Genomic DNA, 20980 nt, shown 5'->3' on the forward strand with positions numbered 1-20980 from the left:
ATTATCCGTGCCGCTTTCCGGGTGCAACCTAGTGCAACCCAAAAACTTCATGAAAGAAGTGCAACTCGTCTGGCGGGTAAAACCACACGACAAAAAAGGCTTTATAGGGTGCGTTTTCGTCTGAGATCGGCTGTTCTTGCGCCAAAAAGGAGCAAAAACACGTTGTAGTGTGATTTTTCCGACGAGGTGCAACTGGTTGCGTGAAAACGGTTGCACCTCGTTTGCGTTGTTGCATAGCATTCGCGGCCTGGGTGCAACCTCGTCAGGGGCTGTCACTACATAAAAACAAACGCCAGGGCGCAATACATGACTAGCAATCCCATCACGATTACGTTCGTGATCTACATCGCGGCAATGGTGCTGATCGGCTTCATGGCCTATCGCTCCACCAAAAACCTTTCCGACTACATTCTCGGCGGCCGCAGCCTCGGCAGCGTGGTGACCGCGCTTTCCGCCGGCGCCTCGGACATGAGCGGCTGGCTGCTGATGGGCCTGCCGGGCGCCATCTATATGTCGGGCCTGTCGGAAGCCTGGATCGCCATCGGCCTGACCGTCGGTGCCTACCTCAACTGGCTGTTCGTCGCCGGTCGCCTGCGGGTCCAGACCGAGCACAACGGCGATGCGCTGACCCTGCCGGACTACTTCGCCAGCCGTTTCGAAGACCATAGCGGCCTGCTGCGGATCATCTCCGCCGTGGTCATCCTGGTGTTCTTCACCATCTATTGCGCATCCGGCATCGTCGCCGGTGCCCGCCTGTTCGAAAGCACCTTCGGCATGTCCTATGAGACCGCGCTGTGGGCCGGTGCTGCCGCGACCATCGCCTACACCTTCGTCGGTGGTTTCCTGGCGGTGAGCTGGACCGACACCGTGCAGGCTTCGCTGATGATCTTCGCGTTGATCCTGACGCCGATCTTCGTGCTGCTCGCCACCGGCGGCGTCGATACCACCTTCCTTGCCATCGAAGCGCAGAACCCTGCCAACTTCGACATGTTCCGCGACGCCAGCTTCATCGGCATCATCTCGCTGATGGGTTGGGGCCTGGGCTACTTCGGCCAGCCGCACATCCTGGCGCGTTTCATGGCGGCTGACTCGGTGAAGTCGATCGCCAAAGCCCGTCGTATCTCCATGACCTGGATGATCCTGTGCCTGGCCGGCACCTGCGCCGTGGGCTTCTTCGGTATCGCCTACTTCGCGGCGCATCCGGAAGTGGCAGCCCCCGTTACCGAGAACCGCGAGCGTGTGTTCATCGAGCTGGCCAAGCTCCTGTTCAACCCGTGGATCGCCGGTGTTCTGCTGTCCGCCATCCTGGCGGCGGTCATGAGCACCCTGAGCTGCCAGTTGCTGGTGTGCTCGAGCGCCCTGACCGAAGACTTCTACAAGACCTTCCTGCGCAAGAATGCCTCGCAGGTTGAGCTGGTATGGGTCGGTCGTCTGATGGTGCTGGCGGTTGCGCTGATCGCCATCGCCCTGGCCGCTGATCCGGACAACCGCGTCCTGGGCCTGGTTGCCTACGCCTGGGCCGGCTTCGGTGCCGCCTTCGGTCCGGTGGTGCTGCTCTCGGTGCTGTGGAAAGGCATGACCCGCAATGGTGCGCTGGCCGGTATCGTGGTCGGTGCGTTGACCGTGATCCTGTGGAAGAACTACAGCGGTACCAGCCTGTACGAAATCATCCCAGGCTTCCTGTTTGCCACCCTCGCCATCGTGCTGGTGAGCAAGGTGGGCCGTGCTTCGAAGAGCATGGTTTCGCGGTTCGAGAAAGCCGACGCTGACTACCACGCCAACAAGTAACCTGCGCTGACATCGTTGCTTGAGACGGCCCGCATCTCTCCCGAGGTGCGGGCCGTTGTCGTTTCGGCGGGCGCAACCTGACGGCGCCGGCCCGACAAGGTAAACTTCCCGGCCCTCCCAGGAGTTGCCATGAACTATCGTCACGCCTTCCACGCCGGCAACCACGCCGACGTCTTCAAGCACATCGTGCTGACCCGTCTGATTGCCCTGATGTCGCGCAAGGAGCAGCCTTTCGCCTATCTCGACACCCACGCCGGCCTTGGCCTGTATGACCTGCAGGGTGACCAGGCAACCCGCACCGGCGAGTGGGTCGAAGGCATCGGCCGACTCTGGGGGCGCGACGACCTGCCGGCCATCACCGAGGATTACCTGCGCATCGTGCGCAAGCTCAATCCCGACGGCGAACTGCGCTACTACCCGGGCTCGCCCGAGCTGGCGCGGCGCATGGCGCGGCAGCAGGACCGGGTGTTGCTCAACGAGAAACATCCCGAAGACGGCGCCCTGCTCAAGGACAACATGAAGAAGGACCCGCGTGTTGCCGTGCACCTGGGCGAAGGCTGGCATGTGCCGCGGGCATTGCTGCCGGTGCAGGAAAAGCGTGCGGTGATGCTGATCGACCCGCCGTTCGAGAAGCCTGACGAGCTGAAACGCTGCACCAACGCGATGAAAGAGACGATCGGCCGCATGCGGCAGACCGTCGCGGCGATCTGGTACCCGATCAAGGATCAGCGCCAGTTGGTGCGTTACTACCAGGACCTGACCAGCACCGGTGCGCCAAAGCTGCTGCGTGTCGAGCTGTACGTGCACCCGCAGGACACCCCGCAAAGCCTGAACGGCTCGGGCCTGGCTATCGCCAACCCGCCGTGGGGGCTGGAAGAGGAGTTGCGTGAGTTGCTGCCATGGCTGGCGCAGTGCCTGGGGCAGACAGGCGGAAGTTGGCGGATGGATTGGTTGATCGCCGAGTGATTCCGGCCTCTCGCGGGGTCCAGAGCGGGCCCTGCAGCAACCCTCCTATTGCCCCCTCGCTTTGCGTTATAATCCCGCCCTTTCGCCGCCGCCAGCCCGATGAGGCCGCAGCGCATTTTTACCGAATAAAGAGGCTAGACCCTTGGCATTGACGATTCTTGGCCTGTCCGGCGCCCTTAGCCATGATCCTTCCGCGGCCCTGTACATCGACGGCAAGCTGATTGCCGCCGCTGAAGAAGAGCGCTTCGTGCGCGACAAACATGCAAAGAACCGCATGCCCTACGAATCGGCGAAGTTCTGTCTGGAGCAGGCTGGCATCAAGCCGTCCGACGTCGATGTGGTCGCGATCCCGTTCGCGCCCATCAGCCTGTTCGGCAAGGCTCGCTGGCACTATGCCAAACGCTACTGGTATGCCCCGGACCGCGCCCTCGACGCGATCCTGATGGGCAACCGTCGCTACAAGCGCTACCGCAAGAAGATCGTCTGGTGCCTGGAGCAACTGGGCTTCGATCCGAAGAAGATCAAGATCGAGCCGGTCGAGCACCACCTGGCGCACGCCTCCAGTGCCTACCATTGCTCGGGCTTCAAGGAAAAGACCGCGATCCTCGGTATCGACGGCAAGGGCGAGTACGCCACCACCTTCTTCGGCTATGGCGAGAACGGCAAGATCCACAAGATCAAGGAGTTCTTCGATCCGGATTCGCTGGGTGGCCTGTACGGCGCGATCACCGAGTTCCTCGGTTTCGAAATGCTCGACGGCGAGTTCAAGGTCATGGGCATGGCGCCGTACGGCGATGCCAGCAAATATGACTTCTCGCGCCTGGCCAGCTTCGAAAATGGCGAATTGGTGATCAACACCGAGTACGCCAACGTCATCGGCCTGCGTCGCTATAAAGAGAAGGGCAAGGGCTTCTACTTCACGCCGAAGCTGATCGAGTGGCTGGGTCCGAAGCGCGAAGGCGACATCGCCGACGAGCCGTACATCCACTACGCCGCCAGCATGCAGGCGCTGTTCGAGAAGCTGGCGCTGCAGATGATCGACCACTACCTGGGCGACGTCCTCAAGGAAACCGGCAAGCTTGCCTTCGCCGGCGGCTGTGCGCTGAACGTCAAGCTGAACCAGAAAATCATTGCCCGCCCGGACCTCAAAGAGCTGTTCGTCCAGCCGGCGTCCGGCGATGCCGGCACCGCAGTTGGCGCCGCAGCCTATGTTTCCCACGCCCGTGGCGTGCCGGTGGAGAAGATGGAACACGTCTATCTCGGCCCCGCTTATTCCAACGAAGACGTCATTGCCGCCTGCGCCCGTCATCCAAGCGCACCTAAATGGCGCAAGATCGACGACATGCCGGAGCGCATCGCCCAGATCATGGTCGATGGCAACCCGGTGGCCTGGTTCCAGGGCCGCATGGAGTTCGGCCCGCGTGCCCTTGGTGGTCGTTCGATCATCGGCTGCCCGAGCGTGCCGGGTGTGGCCAACCGGATCAACGAACAGATCAAGTTCCGCGAGCGCTGGAGGCCTTTCTGCCCGTCCATGCTCGACACCGTCGGCCCGCAGATGATCAAGGTCGATCACCCGGCGCCGTTCATGACCTTCACCTTCGAAGTTTCGGAGGAGTGGAAAACCCGCGTGCCGGAAGTCGTCCATGAAGACGGTACTTCCCGTGCCCAGGTGCTCAAGCGCGAGTACAACCCGCGTTACTACGACATGATGAAAGCGCTGGAAACACTGACGGGTAACGGCGTATCGCTGAACACCTCGCTCAACCGCCGTGGCGAGCCGATGATCTGCTCGCCGACCGACGCGTTGAACATGTTCTTCGGCTCCGACCTGCAGTACCTGATCATGGAAGACATCCTGGTCGTGAAGGACGGCGCGAAAGCCTATGACACGCTCGACTGACAAGCGTGTCCTGCAGTTCTGCCATGGCTACGACGGGCCCTTTCTCGATTGCGCCCGTCAGTACGCCAGCCTGTTCGCCGGCAGTGGCTACAAGGTCACTACGGTATTTCTCACTGGCAAGGCCGACGCCCAGGTGGCATCGGGCTGCGCCAGTGACGAAGTGTTGTTTCTCGAATTCAGCTCCAGTGCCATTCGTGGCCTGAAGCTGGGTGCGATTCGTGCGTTGCGGCGCATTGCCGCCGCGCGCGACTTCAGTTTCTGTATCGCCCATCGCTTCAAACCCATCTACATCACCCTGCTGGCCACGCGCCTGCCGGTCATTGGCGTGCATCACGCCTTCGATGACTACAAGCGCGGCAGCCGGCAACTGTTCGCCAATCTGTTCAGCAAGCGCCTGAGCCTGTTGGGTGTGTCCGACGCGGTGCGTGACGATATGCGTCGCTGCCTGCCGAAATGGCCTGCCGAGCGGATCCAGACCTTATACAACCGTATTGATATCGAGGCCCTGCAGGGGGCGCTGGTGCCGGCCGCCGAAGCCCGCGTCGCGCTGAAGCTGGACCCGCAAGCCTGGATTGTCGGCAACGTCGGCCGACTTCATCCGGACAAGGACCAGGCGACCTTGCTGCGCGGTTTCGCCCAGGCGTTGCCAAGCCTTCCGGCCGGAGCGCGGTTGGCGATCCTAGGCAAGGGGCGTCTGGAAGGTTCGCTGAAAGCATTGGCCGCCGAGTTGGGCATTGCTGATCAGGTGGATTTCCTCGGCCAGGTGCCCGATGCCAGGCGCTACTTCGCTGCTTTCGATACCTTCGCCCTGAGCTCGGACCACGAGCCGTTCGGCATGGTCCTGCTGGAAGCCATGGTGGCAGGTGCGCCGGTGGCAGCGACGGCGTGTGGCGGTGCTGTCGAAGTGGTGGAAGGTGTCGGTGTGCTGTTCCCGCTAGGGGATGCCGCGGCGCTGGCCCAGGCGCTGCAAGTGCTCGCGCAGATGACTGACGAGCAACGCCAGGAGTGCCAGGCGCGCATGCTTCAACGGTTGCGCGAGCGATTCTCCGACGAGGCGGTACGCGAGGTGTTCTGGCGCCTGCCCCATGTCGTCGCGCTGACTGCGGAGGCTTGATGCTCAATCGACTTCAAGGCTGGCGTGAGCGCGGCTGGAGCGTTGTCGACGCTCAGACTTACGAACAGGCCTGGGCGCGCTTCGGCGGCAGCGTCGCGACACACCCGCTGGTGGTCGCACAGCTCGCCGAAATGTCCGAAATCCCGGTGCGTTACCTGGCCTGGCAAAAATCCGGCGAGACCAAAGCTGCGATCCCGGTCTGGGGGCGACACCTGGCCTTGTCCAAGGACGTGCTTAAACGCCACGGCAAAAAAGGTCTCTTTGACCTCGGCAACGCCGAGATCATCCTTCCCGCCGCAGCCGACGCCCAGGCGCCGCTACGGCATGCCGGGCGCTACCTGTCGGAACTGAATCAGGGGCGTTTCAGCACGCTCAAGCCGCAGGCCGAATCGCTGGCCATGGCGCGGCAGCCGGAAGACCTGTCAAAAAAATTCCGTTACAACCAACGCCGCGAACTGCGCCTGCTGGAAGAGGCGGGTGGTGTGGTGCGGCCGATCCAGGATTTCGACAGCGCTGAAATCGCCGCGATGTACTGCGACCTGTTCCTGCGTCGCTGGACCTTCCCGGCCACCGGTGCCGAGCGCATGGCGGAAGTCATCGAGCGGCTGCGGTCGCTGTTGATCGGTTCGGTGGTGTTTCTCAATGATGCGCCGATTGCCATTCAGCTGGTGTACAGGGTTGAAGCGCCAGAATGGATCAGTGTGGAATACGTCAACGGCGGTGTTGACCCACAGACCCGCGAATTCAGTCCGGGCAGCGTACTCAGCTTCCTCAATACCCAGAGTGCCTGGGAGGATGCCCGCGCATGCAACAAGCCGTTGCGTTTCTCCTTTGGCCGTTCTGACCGCGAGTACAAGGACCGATGGTGCAACCCCGTGCCGGTGTTCCAGGTGTGAACCGCAAACAGCAGTTGCTCAAACGGCACCGCCGCAACAAGCGAATGGGCCTGTTGCTCGGTCTGCTATTGCTGGTCGTGGTTGGCGTGCTGGTGGCCTGGTGGTTGCCGCTGCTGCTGGCGGTGGTCGCCTGGGTGGCGCATGAGGCGTGGTTTGCCGATCACCTGTTTTACTCTCCGGCCAGCGATTACGACTACCGTATCGACGCCGACGAGCGCCATGCATTGACTCTGAATCAAGGGCGTCTGAGCTTGCCATCGGGCTGTCAGTTGCAGGCGGGTGACACGCTGGTGCTCAAGGTGAGTTTGCGGGCTGGCTTTGTGGGGCGCTTTCTTGATCCTGCGGTGAAGATTCGCGGCGACGAAGAGGACTGCCAGGCGTTCGAGCGCGGTGTGGCCGGTGTCCGCTACCTGAACCTGACGGGTCAGCATCTTGCCCTGAACGAGGGCCGGCTCTGGTTGGGCGGGCAGCACTGCCGGCTGGATGATCAGACCGAGCTGTTTGTCTGTCGCCACCCCGACTATCTGGCCGGGCCGCTGCTGGTCATTGCGCCGCATGCCGACGATGCCGAACTGGCAGCCTTCGCCACTTATAGTGGGGCGCAGGAAAGCTGGATCGTCACCCTGACCGCCGGTGAGATCGAGACCGAACATTACCGCGACATGGGCCTTGAGCCGGTTGCTGCCGCCCGTCTCAAGGGCCAGCTTCGCGCCTGGGACAGCATCAGCGTGCCGCTGTGGGCGGGGGTGCCGCAGGAGCGATGCGTGCAACTCGGCTACTTCTGCCTGCAACTGCCCGCGATGAAGGCCGAGCCGGAAAAAGCCGTTGGCTCCCGTGAAGCGGATCTGCTGGATACCCGCCTGTTTCGGCGTTTCAACAACCTGTCACTGACCAGCGACGCAGATGGCACGCCCTCCTGGCGCAACCTGATCCAGGATCTGTGCGAACTGATCGAGCGGATTCGCCCGTTGACCATCGTGCTGCCCGAGCCACTCCTCGATCCTCATCCCGACCACATCTGCGCCCGTGACGCGCTGATCGAAGCGTTGACGCGGACCGACTGGCAGCCACGCTGGCTGTTGCATTACGCCAATCATCTTCACGACAACGATCGCTGGCCGATGGGCAATGCCGGTAGCGGCGTGGCGCTGCCACCGCATTTTGACGGTGAGGCGCCGATGAGGCCCTGGACCCATGCCGTGACTTCGCAACAGCAGTGGCAAAAGGCTATGTCGTTGGGCATGATGCACGACCTTCAACCCAGCCCGCCGTTCAAGCGGCGTTTGCGGCGAGTGTTCCAGCATTATCTGGCCGCCCGAAGATGGCCTGCCTTTGGCGAAAACGAGTTCTTCCGCAAGGCCGTACGCCGGCATGAACTCTTCTGGGTCAAAGCCACGGCCGACAAGAGAGAGCAACGGTGAAAGTCCTTTTCCTGGTTCAGAAAGATCAGCGCGCGATTCTCGATCGTCTCTACGACGGCATCGCGGCTGAGTGCGAATGCGATACCCGCTGGCTTACCGATGCCGAGCAGGACAACTTGCGCAAGTACTTCCGGGAGCATGTGAAGGTCGAGGACTACGATCGGATTCTGTTCTTCCTGCGTTTCAAGAAGGAAATTCGGCAGGTCAACTTCATCCGTACCTTGCCTAACCTGGTGATTCTGGAGCACGACGCCTACCAGAATTACATCCCATGCAAGTACACCGGCAAGTTCAGCGAGTATTACCGAAATCTGCCGTGGGCGAGGGTTATCACCTCCGGGGCAGTGGTGACTCGCCGCCTGTGTGATGAAGGCTTCGACGCGGTGTTCATTCCCAAGGGCTACGATCAGGCCCTGTTGAGCAATGAACAGCGTGAGCGTGATATCGAACTGGCTTTTGTCGGTAGCCTGCGCAGCGTGGCCTATTCCGGGCGCAAGGCGATGCTCGAGTCGATCGCGGCAGTCGAAAACCTGCTCATCACCCGTACCAAGTCGGGTGAGGAATACAGGGAAACCCTGAGCCGAATCCGTTTCTTCGTCAGTGCCGATGTCGGTATGGGCGAGTACATGATCAAGAACTTCGAGGCCATGGCGTGCGGTTGCGTGCTGTTCGCCTTCGACCAGGGCGAGGAAGAAAACCGCGCGCTTGGTTTCGTCGATCTGCACAACATTGTGCTGTACCGGGATCTCGACGAGTTTCGCGAGAAGTTGCGGTACATGCGCGAGCAGCCCGAACTGGCCCTGACAATATCGCGCAACGGCCAGTTGCTGGCCGAGCAGCGCTTCACATTCCATGCGTTGGGCAAGGCCATCGTCGATGCCATGCGTCCCCCGTTGCGCCCGCATGTGGCGCCGGGCTGGTGGAACAAATTGCGCAACGTCGTCGGCCTGTAAGGCCGTTCAATCGTTTTTACCGAGGAAGAATGACAATGGTCTTCAGCGAGAGCAGTGAGATCACCTTGATGGTGACCAGCTGTGGTCGGTTCGACCTGTTGAAGCGTACGCTCGAAACTTTCGACCGCTTCAACACGGCTCCCATTCGCGAGGTGTTCATCACCGAAGACTCGGGTGACGAAGCCGTGCGCGATTGCATCCCGGCCGGTTGGCGGGAGCACACCACGTTCATCGTCAACAAACCCAAGCTGGGCCAGATGCGCTCGATCGACGCCGCTTACGCGCAGATCAAGACGTTCTGGGTGTTCCATTGCGAGGACGACTGGGACTTCTACCGTCCGTGCTTCATCGAGGACTCGCAAGTTCTGCTGGAAGCTGACCCGCAAGCCCTGCAGGTGTGGCTGCGCAGTTTCAACCACGACCTTCAGGTGCACAGCCCGTACGTCTTTCTCAATGAGCGGCAAGTGGTACAGGGCATCCCGTTCTATCAGTTGGGCTCGGAAAAGGCCGACTGGCAGGGGTTTTCGTTCAACCCGGGGCTGCGTCGCCTGGCGGATTACCAGCAGCATGCCCCCTATGCTGCGCACTCTGGCGAAAAGAGCCTTTCCCGCTTGTACGCAGCGGAAAACCGCTATGCATTGATTCTGGAAAATGATGCGGTGTTGCACACCGGATTTGGAGAGCATGTCGAATTGCCGCAAGAGCGCGTCAACAAACTTCGACGTAAACGCAGGGATCGCATCAAGCTCATAGGCAGCGTTGCCGTTGGGGTGGTGATAGGTTTTCTGATTAACGCTGTTTTGTGAGGTCAAGTGTGGGAAGCAGGACAAGTCGAAGCTACTTCGCCGTAGCCACGATCATATTTCTTTTGAGCTACATCCTGATGGCGTCGTCGAAATGGACGAATAACATCTTTTACGCCCTCATTGCATTGCCGGGTCTGGTGTTCCTGATCAAGGAGCGCGGAGCCGGTCTGGTACAGCAGCCGTTGGCCTGGGCCTGGCTGGTTTTCCTGTTGTGGTTCCTGGTTCCTGCAGCTATTGCGGGGGATGGCCAGTTCTACAAACACATCCTGTATGTGGGGCTGTTCGTCTTCATCATCGGGGCATTGGTCGAACCTGGTTTCTTCCGGCATCTGGCGTTTGTGCGGTGCATGTTCTGGATTCTCTGTGCTTACATTTACGGCTTTGCAGCTTATGCCTATCTGAGCGGGCTCCATGCGTTCGGCGAGCGAGTTGACCTGCTGCCCGCCCGTTTGCAGAACGTCATTTACGCAAGTGTCTGGTTGCTGTGTTCGCTGGCCCTGGCGTTTCCCCTGTGGTTGAAGGAGCGTCGCTGGATCGAAGCGATCAGTGCGGTAGTACTAAGCCTCTTTGCCGTCGTCTTCATCTTGCAGACGCGTACGGCGCTTGTTGGCGCAGTCTTGCTGCTGGGGCTCTGGGCGGCTTATGGCATCTGGCGATTCCCGAAGTATGGGCTGACAGGGCTGGTCATTGGCGCCGCAGTGGCAGGGGGCCTGTTCTGGGTCATCAGTAACCAGGCCTGGTTCCACGCAATGATGGCGCGTGGTGATTCCTTCCGGATCGAGTTATTCCAGGTGATGGTTGGTGAGTGGCGCAATTGCGGTTGGTTGCTGGGCTGCGGGATTGAGTTCAAGACCGATAAATTGCTCGGTGGGTTCATGCCCATTCAACATCCACATAACATCTTCGTGGCACTTGGGCTGTATACCGGTGGGGTATCGCTGGCTTTGTTCGCCGTGGTGATGTCAGCCACGCTTTGGCAAGCCTGGCGCCTGCGTGATGCCTGGGGTTTATTCCTGGTTGCTGCGCTGGTGATGTTGAACTTCGATGGCAGCAAGCTCATCGGCAATCCTGACGAGCTCTGGCCTCTGGTGCTGTTGCCGGCAGCGGTGGTGCTGGGGCGAGTGGTACAGGCGCCAAAGCGCTGGTTGATCTGATGCATCCTGCGACCACCTTCGGGTGGTCGCTTTGTTTCAGGCCTTCGCCAGGGCGCTGGCGAGATCGGCGACCTTGCAGGTGGTCTGCGCCGACAGGTAAGCGCTGGCGAACACATCGCTGCCGTTGCCCAGCAACCAGGCGCGATCCTCCTTGTAACGCAGCATGTGCTTGAAGTTGCGCAGCCGTTGGGTCTTGCGCAGCGGGCGTCGATAGGTCTGCATGTCGGCGATGTCGATCAGGCCGAGTTCGCCCTCGGGCGTCAGCACCACGTTACCCAGGTGTGCGGAGCGGAAGTAGATACCTTTTTCGTGCAGCCGGGCGATGAAGATGCCCAGTTGACGACGCAGGTTGTCGCCGCTGTCGGGGTCATCCAGCAACTGGCGCAGGGTCTTGCCCGGCAGCGGGTCGTAGTGCACCGCATCGCGAGCAATCTCGGCGATGCGATAGACCTCGCGCACGCGAGGGCAAGGGATGGCGCGTTCGGCCAGGGTCTTGCAGTTGTCGGCAAAACGGCGCGCGTAGGGGTACCAGGCAGCCGAACTGATCAGGCGCTTGCGGCGGAACAGCTTCAACATCGAGCCGTCACGCAGGCGTAATACCTTGTCTCCGGTGCCGTCGGCCTCCAGAACGTGCGCACCTTCGCGCAGGGCAAGGTAGCGGGCATGGTCGAGCGCTTGCATCGAAACTCCGGTGTAAAGGCCAGCCGGCTATATTACCTCAGCAGGAAGTGGCAAAAAGTGCTTGTGATACAATCCCGCCTCTTTTTCACATGACGGATTCTCATGACCGCCCCCGAATCGTCTGCCCCTTCGAGTATGAAGATCTACTTGCGTCTGCTGAGCTATGTGAAGCCTTATGTCGGCGTTTTCCTGCTCAGTATCGTCGGGTTCGTTATCTTCGCCTCGACCCAGCCCATGCTGGCCGGCATCCTCAAGTATTTCGTCGATGGATTGAGCAACCCCGAAGCGGTGCTGTTCCCCACCGTGCCGTATCTGAAGGACCTGCAGCTGCTCCAGGCCGTGCCCCTGCTGATCGTACTGATCGCGGCGTGGCAGGGTCTTGGTTCATTCCTGGGTAACTACTTTCTGGCCAAGGTCTCCCTGGGCCTGGTGCACGACCTGCGCGTCGAGTTGTTCAACAAGCTGCTGGTCCTGCCCAACCGCTACTTCGACAACAACAACTCCGGTCACCTGATTTCGCGCATCACCTTCAACGTGACCATGGTCACCGGCGCTGCGACCGACGCCATCAAGGTGGTGATTCGTGAAGGCCTGACCGTAGTGTTCCTGTTCATCTACCTGCTGTGGATGAACTGGCAACTGACCCTGGTGATGCTGGCGATCCTGCCGCTGATTGCCGTCATGGTGAGCAGCGCGAGCAAGAAATTCCGCAAGCAGAGCAAGAAGATCCAGGTGGCCATGGGCGACGTGACCCACGTCGCGTCGGAAACCATCCAGGGCTATCGCGTAGTGCGCAGCTTCGGCGGCGAGCAGTACGAGCAGGAGCGCTTTGCCAAGGCCAGCCAGAGCAACACCGACAAGCAACTGCGCATGACCAAGACCGGCGCTGTCTACACGCCGATGCTGCAACTGGTGATCTACACCGCCATGGCGGTGCTGATGTTCCTGGTGCTGTTCCTGCGCGGTGATGCCACCGCGGGCGACCTCGTAGCCTATATCACCGCTGCGGGCCTGCTGCCCAAGCCGATCCGCCAGCTCTCGGAAGTCAGCTCGACCATCCAGAAAGGCGTGGCCGGTGCCGAGAGCATTTTCGAACAACTGGACGTCGAGCCTGAAGTCGATAGCGGCACTGTCGAGCGTGATCGCGTCAGCGGCCGGCTGGAAGTGCGCAATCTGACCTTCTCCTATCCGGGCACCGAGCGCCTGGTGCTCAGCGACATCAACTTCAGCGCCGAGCCGGGGCAGATGATTGCTTTGGTCGGACGTTCGGGTAGCGGCAAATCGACGCTGGCCGGGTTGATCCCGCGGTTCTACCAGCACGAGCATGGCGAGATCCTGCTCGATGGCGTCGAGGTCGAGGACTACCGGCTGCGTAACCTGCGCAAGCACATCGCCCAGGTGACCCAGCATGTGACCCTGTTCAACGACACCGTCGCCAACAACATCGCCTATGGCGATCTGGCCGGCGCGCCCCGCGAGCAGATCGAGGCCGCCGCCGCCGATGCCTACGCCAAGGAGTTCATCGAGCAACTGCCGCAGGGCTTCGACACCCAGGTCGGCGAGAACGGCGTGCTGCTGTCCGGTGGCCAACGCCAGCGACTCGCAATCGCCCGCGCCTTGTTGAAGAACGCTCCGCTGCTGATCCTCGACGAAGCCACCTCGGCGCTGGATACCGAATCCGAGCGGCATATCCAGGCAGCCCTGGATCAGGTGATGAAGGGCCGCACCACCCTGGTGATCGCCCACCGCCTGTCGACCATCGAAAAGGCCGACCTGATCCTGGTCATGGATCAGGGCCGGATCGTCGAGCGCGGCACGCATCAGCAGTTGCTCGCCGAGAACGGCTACTACGCCCGCCTGCATGCCATGGGGCTGGATGAGCCGAGCAAGGCTGACATCACCTGAAACACCTTCGCCAGGGCGTCTTGCGCCCTGGCCCGCACGGCGCGGCGCTGGCTGTAATCTGGCTGGCGCGAAGCCTGTGCTAATATCCCGCCCCTGTTCATTTTGTCTGATGGGTTCTCCATGAAGTTGTCCATGCCGCGTTTCGATCAAGCCCCGGTACTGGTGGTCGGCGATGTCATGCTCGACCGCTACTGGCATGGCGGTACCTCCAGAATCTCGCCTGAAGCGCCGGTGCCGGTGGTCAAGGTCGAGCAGATCGAGGACCGTCCGGGCGGTGCGGCCAACGTTGCGTTGAACATTGCCGCGCTCGGCGCGCCGGCTGCGCTGGTCGGGGTCACCGGCCAGGACGAGGCAGCCGACAGCCTGGCCAACAGCCTGCAAGCAGCGGGCGTGCGCTCGGTGTTCCAGCGCATCGCCCACCAGCCGACCATCGTCAAGCTGCGGGTCATGAGCCGTCACCAGCAACTGCTGCGTATCGATTTCGAAGAGCCCTTTGCAACCGACCCGCTCTCCCTCGGCGCGGAAGTCGACGCTTTGCTGGAAGGGGTGAAAGTGCTGGTCCTGTCCGACTACGGCAAGGGCGCACTGAAGAATCACCAGAGCCTCATCCAGGCCGCTCGCGAGCGCGGCATTCCGGTGCTGGCCGACCCTAAGGGCAAGGATTTTTCCATCTACCGCGGCGCCAGCCTGATCACCCCGAACCTCAGTGAATTCGAAACCATCGTCGGCCGTTGCGCCGACGAGGCCGAACTGGTGGCCAAGGGCGGTGAGCTGATGCGTGACCTGGAACTGGGCGCCTTGCTGGTGACCCGTGGCGAGCACGGCATGACCCTGCTGCGCCCGGAGCACCCGGCCCTGCACCTGCCAGCCCGCGCCCGTGAAGTGTTCGATGTGACCGGTGCCGGCGACACGGTGATTTCCACCCTGGCCGCCGCCATCGCCGCCGGTGAGGACCTGCCCCACGCGGTCGGTCTGGCCAATCTTGCTGCCGGTATCGTGGTCGGCAAGTTGGGTACGGCCGCGATCAGTGCCCCGGAACTGCGCCGGGCGATCCAGCGCGAAGAAGGCTCCGAGCGCGGTGTGTTGAGCCTCGATCAGTTGCTGCTGGCCATCGATGATGCGCGGGCGCACAACGAGAAGATTGTCTTCACCAACGGCTGCTTCGACATTCTGCATGCCGGTCACGTGACCTACCTGGAACAAGCACGCGCCCAAGGCGATCGTCTGATCGTCGCGGTCAACGACGACGCTTCGGTGAGTCGCCTGAAAGGGCCGGGCCGTCCGATCAACAGCGTCGACCGGCGCATGGCCGTGCTGGCCGGTCTGGGTGCGGTGGACTGGGTCATCAGTTTTGCTGAAGGCACCCCGGAAAACCTGCTGAGCCAGGTCAAGCCGGATGTGCTGGTCAAGGGCGGTGACTACGGCATCGATCAGGTGGTCGGCGCCGATATCGTCAAGGCTTATGGCGGGACGGTGAAGGTGTTGGGGCTGGTGGAAAACAGCTCGACCACGGCGATTGTCGAGAAGATCCGCAAGAACTGATTCAAGAAAAAGACGGGTCCCGTTTGCGATGAAACGTCGCGAACGGGGCCCGAATCATTTGCCCAGGCTACCCCGGGCAATCTGCAGCAACTTGCCAGTCAACCGCTGCAACCCGCTGGCCGGCTTCGTCGGGGCCAGGCCCTGCTGCCTGAGCCAGTCCTTCCAGCGAATTCTCTCGTCCCGCACTACCCAACCGTCCTGTCGGGCGAAGCTCTCGGCCAGGTACAGGCCGCGGGTGCTGGCCGGCAGCAAACGGTCTTTCTTCAGGTGGTACAGCTCGGGCAGCGGCTGGCCGTCTTCGAGTGGCATCAGGTAGAGATCGGGGCGGCTGCGGTTGAGCCGGGCTACCAGTTGATCGCCCTCCAGGCGCTCATCGACGTGGAACAGGCTCAGCGACTTGGCTTCCTTCGGCACCTGCAGGCGCAGGTCGTAGATCAGTTGCAGCGACGCGGTCGGCAGGTGCACGTAGGCCCGCGGGCGCTCGATCAATTGCAGGTTGCCGCAACGCACCGGCCGCGCCGCGCCGGAGTGCGGGGTGAGGACGAAGGGCAGTGCCTCGCGGTAGTGCAGCGCTTCGGCATACGGGGCCGGTAGCCAGGTCTCATTGAAGCGACCGCCGAGCCAGCCTTCCGGGGTTTCCAGCAGGCATTCTTCGGCGACTTCCTGCACTGCCGTGTGCAACGGCAGATTGAGTTCCTGGGCGGGGACGTAACCGGAGATCAGCTTGAGCACCACGTCGCCGCGGTCCTGACGACGCTGGCGGACCAGCACCCAGTAATCGCGGTTCTGCCAGTGCAGGGTCAGGCGGACAGAAACCCCGAGGTTGGCCAGTTCGACGGCGAAGCGCTCGCTGTCGGGGACCTGGATGGCTTTGCGCCGTTGCAGGGTCTGGGCGAAGTTCAATGGCCGGCCGATGCTCTGGTAGCTCAGGCCGTCGGGGCCGGCTTCAACGTGCAAGGGAAGGGTCTTGAAGTTGCTCGGATTCTTGCGGATCAGCGTTCGCGGCATGTCGGCTCCTTCTTGCGTTGGGGTCGGCCGCGGCGGCGGCTCAGCGGGTTCAGCGCTTGCGTAGCACCTGGGAAACGGTGGCCACGTTGTGGGCCAGGTGCACCGGATTGATGGTGCCGACAATAGCACTGGTCACGCCGGGATGGCCAAACAGCAACTCGAAGCTGGCACGCACCGGATCGACGCCCGGGCTCAGGCAGACGTGACCGCTGGCCAGGGCCTTCTTCACCAGAATGGCCTTGTTGTGGCTGGCGGCGTAATCGAGCACCGGACGCTCGGCCTGTTCGTTGAGATTGTAGGTGACCATGGCACAGTCGCCCTGTTCCAGGGCTTTCAGGCCGCCCGCTGCGGTCTTGCCGGAAAAGCCGAAGCCGCGAATCTTGCCTTCCTGCTTGAGCAGGGCGAGGGTCTGGTAGACCTCCTCGGTGTCGAGGATATGCAGGTCGTCACCATTGGAGTGCACCAGGACCAAATCAATACATTCTGTTTCCAGGCGTTTAAGGCTGCGCTCCACCGAGGCGCGGGTGTGGGCGGCGCTGAAGTCGAAGCGCGACTGGCCGTCGTCGAACTCTTCGCCGACCTTGCTGACGATCACCCACTCATCGCGCTGGCCGCGCAGCAGCGGGCCGAGGCGTTCTTCGCTGCGGCCATAGGCCGGCGCGGTGTCGATCAGGTTGATGCCCAGTTCGCGGGCCTGGGCCAGCAACTGACGGGCTTCGTGATCGTCCGGGATGGTGAAGCCGTTGGGGTATTTGACGCCTTGGTCGCGGCCGAGTTTGACGGTGCCCAGGCCCAGCGGCGAAACCGACAGGCCGGTGCTGCCCAAGGGGCGATGAAGGTCGTGCAGGGTGGGCAAGGTCATGGCAGCAGTTGCTCCCATATCGGTTGCGCCAGCGGTGGTTTGGGCAGGTCGGGCAGGGCAGGGAGATTGCCGGGCTTGATGCCGTCGCGCTCCAGCGCGTGGAGGACGCGATCGGCGAAATCCGGTGCCAGCGCGAGCTTGGTCGGCCAGCCCACCAGCAGCCGCTGTTGGTCGGCGATAAAGGCGTTGTCTGGCCGGACCAGCCCGGATTGTGCAGGCTCGGCGCGGTCGACCCGCAAGGTGGCCCAACGCACCTGGCTCAGGTCGACCCATGGCAGCAGGTTGGCGACTTCCTTCTTCGCCGCGGCAATCTGCGCGTCGGGTTCGCGGGCCACGCCATCGGCTTCGGCCAGGTCGCCGCCGAGGTACCAGACCCATTGGCCGTCGGCGGCCGGGTGAGTGGTCACGGTGATGCGCGGTTTCGGTCCGCCGCCCAGGCAGTGGGCATAAAGCGGCTTGAGACTCGGGCCCTTGGCCAGGACCATATGCAGCGGCCGGCGTTGCATCGCTGGCTGGCTCAGGCCGAGATCGGCCAGCAGGTCAGCGGTGCCGGCGCCGGCACTGAGGATCACGCGTTGAGCGCGAATCTCGCGATCATCGACCCGCAGGCCGACCAGCTCGTCACCGTCGCGCAGGGCTTCGATTCGCTCACCGGCCAGCAGGCTGTCGCCGGCAAGCTCGGCCAGACGCTCAAGCAGGCTTGGCACATCGACCACCAGTTCGGCCAGCCGATAGACCTTGCCCTTGAAGGCGCGGTCTTGCAGGGCTGGCGGCAATTGCTCGCCCTTGACCTGATCGACCCGGCCGCGCACGGCCTTGCTGGCGAAGAAGCTGGTGAGGTTGCCGGCGAGGGTGCCGGGAGACCAGAGATAGTGGGCCTCGGACAGCAATCGAACGCCGGACAGGTCCAGCTCGCCGTTGCCGGCCAGCGCCTCGCGCCAGCGCCGCGGCATGTCGGCGATGGCTTCGGAGGCGCCGGTGAGGGCGCCGTGCAGCGCGTACTTGGCGCCGCCGTGGATGATGCCCTGAGACTTGAGGGTTTGCCCGCCGCCAACGCTGGCCCGTTCCACCAATACCGTCGAATAGCCCAGTTGCCGCAGCCGGGCATTGAGCCAGAGACCCGCGACCCCTGCGCCGACGATCAGGACGTCGGTGGAAATTACCGATGGCATGCACTTACCTCACAAGCTTGGACAGGTGGGCAAGTATACAGCCTGTTACGCGGGTGACCCCTTCTGGTGTCAATGTCCGGTGGTTTTCGAGAACAGCTGGATCACCACCACGCCGCCGACAATCATCGCCATGCCGAAGATGGCCGGCATGTCGAGCTTCTGGCCGTAGATCACCAGCGCGGCGATGCTGATCAGCACGATGCCCAGGCCCGACCAGATCGCGTAGGCGATGCCCACCGGAATGCTGCGCACCACCAGGGTCAGCATCCAGAACGCCACCGCGTAGCCACCGACCATCAACGCCAGTGGCAGTGGGGTGCTGAGGCCCTTGACCGCTTTCATCGAGGCGGTGGCGATGACTTCGGCGCAGATGGCGATAGCGAGGTAGGCGTAGGCATTCATGGTGGTTGCTCCTGGGTTCTGGTCGAGCATTCTAGGGATTGGCCAGATGCGGTAAAGTCATTTCCTATCGGGTTTGGAGATAGGTCGCATGATTCATCCGCAGTGGAATCTGGAGCAGGTGCGTCTGTTCGTCGAAGTGGCGGAGCAGCGTTCGTTTTCGGCGGTGGCCCGGGCTGAGCGGCGGGCGCAATCGGCGGTCAGCAACGCCATCGCGCTGCTGGAGGATGACCTGGGGCTGACCCTGTTCGAGCGTAGCAGCGGTCGCCAGCCGCAACTGACCGAAGCCGGCGCGGCGTTGCTTGAGGATGCTCGCGAGCTGTTGCGCCAGTGCGAGCGTCTTGAAGGCAGGGCCTCGGCGCTATTGCGCGGGCAGGAGCCGTGTTTGCGTCTGGCGCATGACGAGGCGATGCCGTATTCGCCGGTGGTCGAGAGCCTGGATGAGTTGTCGCAGCGCTTCCCGTTGCTGGAAGTTCAGTTGGCCAGTAGCGCTCAAGGCGATGTCGCTCGCCAACTGGTCGAGCGGCGCGCCGACCTCGGCCTGATGTTCCATCACCAGCGTGTGCCGGATGCGCTGGAGCGTCGGGCACTGGGCAGTATCGAGATGGTCACGGTGTGCACGGTCGGGCATCCGCTGGCGAAGCTGGAGCGGGTCACGTGTGAGCATCTGTCGCGCCACCGGCAGTTGCTGGTCAACCCGCGAGACAGCGGTTACGCCGGCGGCGAACCGGCCAGCCCGCAGGTGTGGCGGGCGGACAGTTTCTATGTCATGGCCGAACTGCTGATGCGCGGGCTGGGCTGGGCCTGGCTGCCGCGACATGTGGCGCAGTACCCGATGTATCAGCAGCACATGATCGAGCTGGACTGTGAATGGCATCCGCCGGCGTTGGTGGTGGAACTGGCGTGGCGTCGGGATGAGCCGCTGGGGCCGGCGGCGCAGTGGCTGGCGGAGCGGTTTGCGGAGCATTTGCGGGCGATGGGGTGAGGGGCCTTCGCGAGCAAGCTCGCTCCTACAATACAAACAGTGGGCTGCGGCGGCGCTTGCTCGCGATGGGCTGCACGGCGCCTCCAAAACCATCAGCACTCCTTGTAAACTTCCGCGCCATGAACAGAACCCTCTATAGCTTGCTATTCCACCTGGGCCTGCCGCTCGTCGCGCTGCGCCTGTTCCTGCGCGGGCGCAAGGCGCCCGCGTATCGCCAGCGCATCGCTGAGCGCTTCGCCTTCGGCCTGCCGCCCTTGCAGCCGGGCGGCATCTGGGTGCATGCGGTCTCGGTGGGTGAAAGCATCGCGGCGGCGCCGATGATCCGCGCGCTGCTGGAGCGTCATCCACAGTTGCCGATCACCGTGACCTGCATGACCCCGACCGGTTCGGAGCGGATCAAGGCCATGTTCGCCGGCGAGCCGCGCATCCAGCATTGCTACCTGCCGTACGACCTGCCGTGGGCGGCGGGGCGTTTCCTAGACCGGGCCAAGCCACGGCTGGCGGTGATCATGGAAACCGAGCTGTGGCCCAACCATATCCACCAGTGCGCCAAGCGCGGGATTCCGGTGGCGCTGGCCAACGCCCGCTTGTCCGAGCGCTCGGCCCGAGGCTACGCGCGGTTCGCCGGGCTGACCCGGCCGATGCTGGCGGAAATGAGCCTGTTCGCGGTGCAGACCGAAACCGAGGCCGAGCGCTTCCGCCAGTTGGGCGCGCGGCCTGAATGCGTGCAGGTGACCGGCTCGATCAAGTTCGACCTGAAGATCGATGAGCAACTGCTGCCTCGCGCACAAGCGCTGCGCGAACAGTGGGGCGCTGGTCAGCGGCCGGTGTGGATCGCCGCCAGCACCCACGATGGTGAGGACGCGCTGATGCTCGACGCCCACCGGCAGCTGCTGGAAGTGCATGCCGATGCGCTGCTGATCCTGGTGCCGCGGCATCCGGAGCGTTTCGACGCGGTCTATGGGGTGTGCAGCGAGCAATTCGCCACGGTGCGGCGCTCTTCCGGTGCGTCGGTGGATGGTCAGACCCGTGTGTTGCTGGGTGACACCATGGGCGAGTTGCTGTTTCTCTATGCCCTGGCGGATATCGCTTTCGTCGGCGGCAGCCTGGTTCCGACTGGCGGGCATAACCCGCTGGAGCCGGCGGCGCTGGCGTTGCCGGTGATCATGGGGCCGCACGTGTTCAACTTCCTTGAGATCAGCGCAATGCTGCGCGAGGCGGGAGCCTTGCAGGACGTGGACGATGCCGAGGGTCTGGCGGCGGCGGTGCGGCGGCTGGTGGAGTTGCCGCAGGATGCGCGGAAGATGGGCGAGGCGGGGGTGGCGGTGATGCGGGCCAATCAGGGAGCGTTGCAGCGCTTGCTGGATGGGCTGGGGGCGCTGATCAGATAAATCGAGTCAACCTGATCGCTGCGGTTCGGTGCCCCGA

At 62.7% G+C, this 20980-nt stretch carries 18 protein-coding genes; 13 read left to right on the forward strand and 5 right to left on the reverse strand.

Going from position 1 to position 20980, the window contains the following annotated elements; all coding sequences use genetic code 11:
• The first annotated feature begins 306 nt into the window (after positions 1-306).
• The 9 genes from putP (at position 307) to CKW37_RS12070 (ending at position 10998) form a co-directional block, all read left to right on the forward strand.
• On the forward strand, positions 307-1788 hold the full coding sequence (gene putP / locus CKW37_RS12030; RefSeq protein ID WP_095155902.1) for a sodium/proline symporter PutP: 1482 nt from the start codon (positions 307-309) through the stop codon (positions 1786-1788).
• A gap of 129 nt (positions 1789-1917) precedes the next feature.
• Entirely contained in the window at positions 1918-2754 is an 837-nt protein-coding gene (locus CKW37_RS12035) for a 23S rRNA (adenine(2030)-N(6))-methyltransferase RlmJ (protein WP_095155903.1), read from the forward strand.
• 142 nt (positions 2755-2896) lie between these two features.
• A complete protein-coding gene (locus tag CKW37_RS12040) occupies positions 2897-4654 on the forward strand; it encodes a carbamoyltransferase (RefSeq protein ID WP_095155904.1) in 1758 nt (585 codons plus the stop codon).
• The gene (locus CKW37_RS12045) at positions 4638-5768 is read left to right on the forward strand and encodes a glycosyltransferase (RefSeq protein WP_095155905.1); all 1131 of its coding nucleotides are present in this window, start codon (positions 4638-4640) and stop codon (positions 5766-5768) included. Before CKW37_RS12040 ends, CKW37_RS12045 begins: the two co-directional genes overlap by 17 nt.
• The gene (locus CKW37_RS12050; RefSeq protein WP_095155906.1) at positions 5768-6664 is read left to right on the forward strand and encodes an antimicrobial resistance protein Mig-14; all 897 of its coding nucleotides are present in this window, start codon (positions 5768-5770) and stop codon (positions 6662-6664) included. The genes CKW37_RS12045 and CKW37_RS12050 overlap by 1 nt, the downstream gene beginning before the upstream one ends.
• On the forward strand, positions 6631-8085 hold the full coding sequence (locus CKW37_RS12055; protein WP_095155907.1) for a PIG-L deacetylase family protein: 1455 nt from the start codon (positions 6631-6633) through the stop codon (positions 8083-8085). Before CKW37_RS12050 ends, CKW37_RS12055 begins: the two co-directional genes overlap by 34 nt.
• A complete protein-coding gene (locus CKW37_RS12060) occupies positions 8082-9038 on the forward strand; it encodes a glycosyltransferase (protein WP_095155908.1) in 957 nt (318 codons plus the stop codon). Before CKW37_RS12055 ends, CKW37_RS12060 begins: the two co-directional genes overlap by 4 nt.
• 35 nt (positions 9039-9073) lie before the next feature.
• Entirely contained in the window at positions 9074-9844 is a 771-nt protein-coding gene (locus tag CKW37_RS12065; RefSeq protein WP_177454415.1) for a glycosyltransferase family 2 protein, read from the forward strand.
• Positions 9845-9906: 62 nt separating this feature from the next.
• Positions 9907-10998: an O-antigen ligase domain-containing protein gene (locus CKW37_RS12070; protein WP_371864282.1), complete on the forward strand. Its 1092-nt coding sequence runs from the start codon at positions 9907-9909 to the stop codon at positions 10996-10998.
• 36 nt (positions 10999-11034) lie between these two features.
• On the opposite strand, the gene CKW37_RS12075 is transcribed toward CKW37_RS12070, so the two are convergent.
• Positions 11035-11679, reverse strand: coding sequence for a toluene tolerance protein (locus CKW37_RS12075; protein WP_095155910.1), 645 nt, complete (start codon positions 11677-11679; stop codon positions 11035-11037).
• A gap of 102 nt (positions 11680-11781) precedes the next feature.
• Between CKW37_RS12075 and msbA the strand changes: the two genes are divergently transcribed.
• Both msbA and hldE read left to right on the forward strand, forming a co-directional pair.
• The gene (gene msbA / locus CKW37_RS12080) at positions 11782-13584 is read left to right on the forward strand and encodes a lipid A export permease/ATP-binding protein MsbA (RefSeq protein WP_095155911.1); all 1803 of its coding nucleotides are present in this window, start codon (positions 11782-11784) and stop codon (positions 13582-13584) included.
• Positions 13585-13704: 120 nt separating this feature from the next.
• Entirely contained in the window at positions 13705-15126 is a 1422-nt protein-coding gene (hldE, locus tag CKW37_RS12085; RefSeq protein WP_095155912.1) for a bifunctional D-glycero-beta-D-manno-heptose-7-phosphate kinase/D-glycero-beta-D-manno-heptose 1-phosphate adenylyltransferase HldE, read from the forward strand.
• A 54-nt stretch (positions 15127-15180) separates the two neighbouring features.
• Here the strand turns inward: hldE and CKW37_RS12090 are convergent, their stop codons facing one another.
• The 4 genes from CKW37_RS12090 to CKW37_RS12105 all read right to left on the reverse strand — a co-directional run bounded on the left by CKW37_RS12090 (position 15181) and on the right by CKW37_RS12105 (position 18570).
• Positions 15181-16134: a metal ABC transporter ATPase gene (locus tag CKW37_RS12090; protein WP_095155913.1), complete on the reverse strand. Its 954-nt coding sequence runs from the start codon at positions 16132-16134 to the stop codon at positions 15181-15183.
• Between the two features lie 49 nt (positions 16135-16183).
• Positions 16184-16996, reverse strand: coding sequence for an aldo/keto reductase (locus CKW37_RS12095; protein WP_095155914.1), 813 nt, complete (start codon positions 16994-16996; stop codon positions 16184-16186).
• Positions 16993-18168: an FAD-binding oxidoreductase gene (locus CKW37_RS12100; protein WP_095155915.1), complete on the reverse strand. Its 1176-nt coding sequence runs from the start codon at positions 18166-18168 to the stop codon at positions 16993-16995. Before CKW37_RS12100 ends, CKW37_RS12095 begins: the two co-directional genes overlap by 4 nt.
• A gap of 69 nt (positions 18169-18237) precedes the next feature.
• Positions 18238-18570 carry a multidrug efflux SMR transporter gene (locus tag CKW37_RS12105; RefSeq protein ID WP_095155916.1) on the reverse strand — a complete coding sequence of 111 codons (333 nt, stop codon included), beginning with the start codon at positions 18568-18570 and terminating at the stop codon, positions 18238-18240.
• Between the two features lie 91 nt (positions 18571-18661).
• Between CKW37_RS12105 and CKW37_RS12110 the strand changes: the two genes are divergently transcribed.
• Both CKW37_RS12110 and waaA read left to right on the forward strand, forming a co-directional pair.
• Positions 18662-19552: a LysR family transcriptional regulator gene (locus CKW37_RS12110; protein ID WP_095156116.1), complete on the forward strand. Its 891-nt coding sequence runs from the start codon at positions 18662-18664 to the stop codon at positions 19550-19552.
• Positions 19553-19671: 119 nt separating this feature from the next.
• Positions 19672-20943 carry a lipid IV(A) 3-deoxy-D-manno-octulosonic acid transferase gene (waaA, locus tag CKW37_RS12115; RefSeq protein ID WP_095155917.1) on the forward strand — a complete coding sequence of 424 codons (1272 nt, stop codon included), beginning with the start codon at positions 19672-19674 and terminating at the stop codon, positions 20941-20943.
• Positions 20944-20980: the final 37 nt, after the last annotated feature.

The organism is Pseudomonas sp. Irchel 3E13 (genome assembly GCF_900187455.1).
Lineage (GTDB): Bacteria > Pseudomonadota > Gammaproteobacteria > Pseudomonadales > Pseudomonadaceae > Aquipseudomonas.